The sequence below is a fragment of the Streptomyces sp. NPDC057565 genome, assembly GCF_042801455.1.
GTDB lineage: Bacteria > Actinomycetota > Actinomycetes > Streptomycetales > Streptomycetaceae > Streptomyces > Streptomyces yanii.
In genome coordinates, this window is record NZ_JBHVFU010000138.1 from 1 (window position 1) to 5,569 (window position 5,569).

The 5,569-nt window shown below is 64.1% G+C and carries 6 protein-coding genes and 1 pseudogene; 2 read left to right on the top strand and 5 right to left on the bottom strand.

Going from position 1 to position 5,569, the window contains the following annotated elements:
* Positions 1-58: 58 nt before the first annotated feature.
* Entirely contained in the window at positions 59-235 is a 177-nt protein-coding gene (locus ACFU8W_RS51920; protein ID WP_384052812.1) for a hypothetical protein, read from the bottom strand.
* Positions 236-527: 292 nt separating this feature from the next.
* On the opposite strand from ACFU8W_RS51920, the gene ACFU8W_RS51925 reads away from it, so the two are divergent.
* Positions 528-1,124, top strand: a complete 597-nt coding sequence (locus tag ACFU8W_RS51925) for a DinB family protein (RefSeq protein WP_384052813.1) — start codon at positions 528-530, stop codon at positions 1,122-1,124.
* A 279-nt stretch (positions 1,125-1,403) separates the two neighbouring features.
* Here the strand turns inward: ACFU8W_RS51925 and ACFU8W_RS51930 are convergent, their stop codons facing one another.
* The 4 genes and pseudogenes from ACFU8W_RS51930 to ACFU8W_RS51945 all read right to left on the bottom strand — a co-directional run bounded on the left by ACFU8W_RS51930 (position 1,404) and on the right by ACFU8W_RS51945 (position 4,885).
* On the bottom strand, positions 1,404-2,228 hold the full coding sequence (locus ACFU8W_RS51930; RefSeq protein ID WP_345509603.1) for an SAM-dependent methyltransferase: 825 nt from the start codon (positions 2,226-2,228) through the stop codon (positions 1,404-1,406).
* Positions 2,229-2,555: 327 nt separating this feature from the next.
* Entirely contained in the window at positions 2,556-3,152 is a 597-nt protein-coding gene (locus ACFU8W_RS51935) for a hypothetical protein (RefSeq protein ID WP_384052815.1), read from the bottom strand.
* 211 nt (positions 3,153-3,363) lie between these two features.
* Positions 3,364-3,721 (bottom strand): annotated as a pseudogene (locus tag ACFU8W_RS51940) (transposase family protein); the annotation flags it as partial.
* Between the two features lie 75 nt (positions 3,722-3,796).
* Entirely contained in the window at positions 3,797-4,885 is a 1,089-nt protein-coding gene (locus tag ACFU8W_RS51945) for an MFS transporter (RefSeq protein WP_384052817.1), read from the bottom strand.
* On the opposite strand from ACFU8W_RS51945, the gene ACFU8W_RS51950 reads away from it, so the two are divergent.
* Positions 4,767-5,060 (top strand): hypothetical protein, encoded by a 294-nt coding sequence (locus tag ACFU8W_RS51950; protein WP_384052820.1) that lies wholly within the window; start codon positions 4,767-4,769, stop codon positions 5,058-5,060. The two genes, ACFU8W_RS51945 and ACFU8W_RS51950, sit on opposite strands and share 119 nt — an antisense overlap.
* Positions 5,061-5,569 lie beyond the last annotated feature (509 nt).

Genomic DNA, 5,569 nt, shown 5'->3' on the forward strand with positions numbered 1-5,569 from the left:
ACCCGGACAGAATGACGCCCACACGCCGTTCGCCACAGCACCCGGAAGGCGCGTCACATCACAACAGGGCAAACGTTGCCTGATGCGGCACTAGCACCGCGCGTTCCGCCTCTTCACGCCCCTCCCACATGAACGTGACAGTGACGGGCTCGCCGACCGCCTCGGCCAACCCGAGCACCCTCTCCATCTCATCGTTGATCGGGTAACCCACCACTACATCGACCTCAATGCCCATGGTGCCTGAGGCTACTGGCCGCCTCCGACATGCCGGCCCAAAGCTCCTGCACCTCGTCGACCACGGCGCACCAGGTGGACCATCCGAAACCGGTGATCTCACCAACTGAGCGCCTGTCCAAGGCAATACTGCGACGGAGAGCGACCGCTTCACACAATTTGGGCCAGAGCCTCTCGCGGGGAATCGCTCCAACGTGACGTGGGGAGCTATTTCGAGGCGCCAGCCAAGATCAATGTCAGTGACTCTTGGATGTCACCCCCGGCTGTCAGTGCCGGGTGGAAAACTGCCAGGCATGATCGAACCGAACCCGAAAGCGGACCTTCTCCGGTACCTGCAAGAGGCGCGTGATGCCCTGGTGTGGAAGCTCGATGGGCTCTCTGAGTACGACATCCGCCGTCCGCTGACTCCCACGGGCACGAACCTGTTGGGGCTGGTCAAGCATGTCTCCGGCGTGGAGCTGGGGTACTTCGGCGACACGTTCGGACGGCCGTTCTTCGACGAGGAGCCGCCGTCCTGGTGGTATACGGAGGAGGCAGAACCCAACTCGGACATGTGGGCCACTGCAGACGAATCACGGGAACAGATCGTCGGGCTGTATCGCCAGGCGTGGGAGCACTCCGACAGCACGATCGCGATGCTGACGCTCGACGCGGTCGGTCACGTCCCGTGGTGGCCGGAGAAACGTCGAGCAGTGACGCTGCACCACATCCTGGTGCGCGTGATCTCCGACACCCAGCGGCATGCCGGCCACGCAGACATCGTGCGCGAGCTCATCGACGGATCCGTCGGATATCTGCAAGGCAAGGACAACATGCCACCAGGGGATCAGGCGTGGTGGGAGGGCCACCGACGCCGACTGGAGAGCGTGGCGCGGGAAGCCAACGGCTGACTTCACCCTGTTGCCGACCCCGCCGGCTCCGGGGTCGGCCATGCGGCGCCGTTCAGCCGACTGCGGCTGCTGGACCTCGCCGACGCTGCGGGTGCAGCCCCGCAGTCGCCGTGCTTCGCCAACGAGCAGCCGCCGCCAAGGTCACCCATTCGGCCCCAGAACCCCCGTTCCCACCCCCACAAACCCGCCGACCGGACTCACTCCCGCACACCACCACTCACTTCAGCTCAGCCAACCGACCGCAGCTCACAACCCCCGAAGGACTTCCGGAGCTGACCGCTATGGCTTGCGTGCGACTCCGCCGAACATCGCCACCTCGTCCGGCGTGCCGGTGGCACCCGTCTCGGGGCGCCAGCGGTTGCATGACACCACTCCCGGGTCGAGGAGTTCCAGGCCTTCGAAGAACCGAGTGACCTCGCCAGGAGTGCGCTGGGTGAGCTTCGGGGTGCCATGCTCGTTCCAGAACGCCACTGCCGCGTCCACATCGGGCATTGCCGGATCCTTGATCGTGTGAGAGAGGACCAGGTGGCTTCCGGACGGCAGCGCATCCATCAGGCGGCCGACGATGCCGCGCGCCTCGGCGTCGTCCTCGAGGAAAATCACCACTCCGAGGAGGATAAGTGCGACGGGTTCACTGAAATCCAGTGTCTTCGCCGCGTGTTCCAAGATGACGTCGACGTTGCGCAGGTCCTCGTCGAGGTAGTCGGTCTTCCCCTCGGGTGTGCTGGTGAGCAGGGCACGCGCGTGGGCGAGCACCAGGGGGTCGTTGTCGACGTAGACGATGCGGGATTCCGGCGCCAGCCGCTGGGCGACCTCGTGGGTGTTGTCGGCCGTCGGCAGGCCGGTACCTATGTCGAGGAACTGCCGGATCCCGCAGTCGGCAACCAGGTACCGCACCGCACGCCCGAGAAACAGTCGATCCGCCTGAGCGTAGTCGCCGATGCCCGGGTGCAACTGACGGATCTGGTCACCGGCTGCTTGGTCGACCGGGTAATTGTCCTTGCCGCCCAGCCAGTAGTTCCAGATCCGGGCCGTATGTGGCTGCGTGGTGTTGATCCTGTCGAGCTGCTGGGACACATCGGACGGCGTCGACTGCTCGGCCACGGGGTCTCCTCTTTAGAGTCGAGCTCACTTCAAGGTCAACGTGCAGCCTACCTAAGCGAGTTACACCTCGAGATCGCAACCCTCGAGCGAGCCGGGGCACTGCGGGTCCTGTTTGCGGAACGACCCGCGGACCTTCCCCTGCCCAGTGCTGCGAGGCTGAGAGGGAAGCACCTCAACCGGGTGTTACCGGCCCGTCGACGAGAACCGTAAGCAACTCTCCACCATCAGCATCCGTTGCTGCCAAGCTGACCGGCCACCGCTCACAACGGGCGCAGGACGCCGACCGGGTTGCTCAACTCATCGAGTTTCACCGTGCAGCAACTGGGGTCAATTACCGGTGAAAGCCATCCAGATCGCACCTGAGGCTGATAGGGCGACGCATAGGATGAGAGATGCGTCAGCACTCAGGCATCGCGTCCAGCGGATCTGCGGGGTACCAGCCCTTGATTCACTTTCCAAGCGGGCAGAGTCCAGCCATCTACTAATTTTTCGCTCTGTTTTCTTGCTGGAACCTTTAAAGTGATCGACAAGAGATCCCCCGAAGGCAAACACCGATACGACGCGATCTTTATCGAGATGCACCTCGAGCGTACCGTCATCACCGACCAAGACGTCACGGATCGCCACTGCCGGAAGAGTGTGAGTACGAAGAGGGTTCACCACGGTGAGTACACCGTCACGCAAGATTACCTTGCAATTGACAATCCTTCCGATGATTCCTGCGAGGGCCAAATACACAGGTATCCCTTGCCAGCCGACCCGGAAGCCATTTACTGAGGTGACTTTGTACACCGCTGCAAGCATGCCGATTCCCATAGCCAGGACAGTTACCCAGCAGATCACCATCCAGGAAACTCGTCGCAGCACAATCGCATTCATTGCCTTTGCCTCACCGTCTTCCGGCCCCGCCGGAATGTTGCCCACATAGCCGCACGAGCCTTCAACAGAGGCCCCGTGGGCCCCATGGACTCGCCGCTCCCGCACCGCAGAATGTTGTCGCGAGCCCCGCGTTAAGGCTTACATTCGCGTACGTCGCCCCCTGGTCGACTGACTTGCGGTACCCGTAGATGGTGACATTCTCCGCTTGGTACTGCCCCTCCCCTCATGGCGTGGAGACCATGAGCCTTTTCCAACCTCATGCTGACGCGCGGTGAAGGACGAGAACGGCCTGGATGATCGCGGTGATGCGGTTGGTGCTGCAGCGGACCTTCCGTAGGAGACGCCAGCCCTTCAGCGTGGCCATGGCCTGCTCGCCGAGGCAGCGGATCTTCGTGTGCGTGCTGTTGTGCCACCGCTGCCACCGCTTGAGACGACGGCCCCGGAAGGGCACCCGGATGAAACCGTCGGCGCCCTGATACGCCTTGTCGGCCCAGCACTTGAGGCCGGCCCCGGTGAGTACCTCGACGATGCCGTGGGGGCGGGCGGCGGTCAGGTCGTGGGTGGCCAGGCAATGCGGGCGAGGCCCACAGCAGCCGCCCGAAGGGATCGGTGAGGCGGCGCGACCCGACGAGAAGGCAAACGCTGTGGGGCACGTGCCGAGGAGGATGGCTGTACCTGACACGGTGTGGCTATGAAGCCTTGGGCCAGGGGAACCTCCCCGCCCAGTGGGCCCAGGCCACCAGCACCATCAGGACAGCTGCCAATCCGCCCAGCACCATGACCGTCGAGGGCGAGGAGCGGTCGAGGACGGCCCCTCCGACCAGGGCTCCGATGGAGATGGTGGCCTGGAAGGAGGCGGTGAAGAGGACAGAGGACGCCTCGGGGGAGTCGGGCGAAGCCTTGGCGAACCAGGTCTGCGAGCAGACCGGCACGGCTCCGTACGCGACGCCCCAGACGATCAGCAGTGCTACCGCTCCCACGTCCGACCGGCCGAGGACCGGGAGGAGCAGGGTCGCACCGGCGATCAACGCGGCGGCCGCGGCGAAAGTCGCCCGCGGATAGCGCCCCACAGTTGATCCGCCGAGGAAGTTGCCGGCGATTCCGGCTGCTCCGTAGACGAGCAGATAGACCGTGATGAGAGCCGAACTCACATGGGTCACCTGCTCCAGGAAGGGGGTGACGTACGTGTACGTACCGAAGTGAGCGAGCACGACGAGGAAGGTCATCACCAGGGCGAAGCGGGTGTTGACGCTCCGGAGCATGGCGCCGAGGACGTCGAGTCGCGTCGCCTGGTCGGAGGGGAGCGGCGGGACGACCAGGAACAGCAGGGCGAGGACGGCCAGCGTGAAGCCGCCCATGACCAGGAACGCCGTCCGCCAGCCCGCGATGTCACCGATGAACGTGCCCAGCGGTACCCCGAGTACGGAGCCGAGCGGTACCGCAGAGAAGATCACCGAGGTCGCGCGGCCCACGGATTTGGCAGGCACCAACTGGCCGGCGAGCCCGGCTCCGATGGACCAGAAGCCGCCGATGGTGACCCCCACCATGACGCGGGAGACCAGGACCAGCCAATAGTTCGGCGCGATGGCGGCCAGGAAATTGGCCAGCGCCAGCAAGAGGATGAACACACCCAGCATGACCCGCCGGTCGATACGCCCCGTGGCCACCGTGACCAAGGGGGCTGAAACTGCGGCCAGGAATCCTGGCATGGTCATCATGAGACCAGCCATTCCGTCCGAGATGGTGAAACTCGATCCGATCGAGGTCAGCAGGCCGATCGGCAGAATTTCAGTGGTGACGATCGAAAAGATCCCCAGCATCACCGAAATCACAGCCAGCCAGGAAACCAAAGCCGAGCGATCCGGCGGTGCAGGAGCTTGGACAGAAGCGGTGGTTGCTGTGGACATGAATCCCGTCCTGAGTTGGACATCACATTCAGAGTGTGACCACTAGTCCAGCAGGAACGGACACCATCCTCTGGCAGATTCCCGACACCAACAATCAGCCCCAAGCAGTGAGGGGTGGCCGCAGTCCGTTCATGGAGTCGCACCGTCCCGTGTTGCGGCAGCTCAGAGAACTGCCGCAGAGCGTGGAGTGGGGTGCCCCAAGGGCCACAGCGCACCCTGGCCCTCCGGCCGGGACGAGATCCTCGTAGATGTTGTCCTGGGTGCATTGGATACCTTCCGTCAGAAGGCACTGGTCGGTGGTGTCTGGAACCTGCACTACCGAGGGGCGCACGGGCCCTGCTGCCTCACCACGTTCGTCATCGGCCAGTGCGCCGGCACGAGATGGCGGTGGGGGTGATTCGGCGGGCAAACTCCACGTGGCGGCCGGGCCGCCGCAGCTGTTCGAAGGGGCCTCTGATGCCCTTGGGTTCTAGTGGTCGTCGCAACACCCCAGTTCAAGGGGTGCGATGGATTTCGAGATCCGTAAGGACCGGGCGAAGCCGCAGGGACGGAAGA

Excerpts from the sequence above, each read along its gene's own strand:
- ACFU8W_RS51920 (WP_384052812.1), bottom strand. The coding sequence starts at position 235 with ATGGGCATTGAGGTCGATGTAGTGGTGGGTTACCCGATCAACGATGAG.
- ACFU8W_RS51925 (WP_384052813.1), top strand. The coding sequence starts at position 528 with ATGATCGAACCGAACCCGAAAGCGGACCTTCTCCGGTACCTGCAAGAG.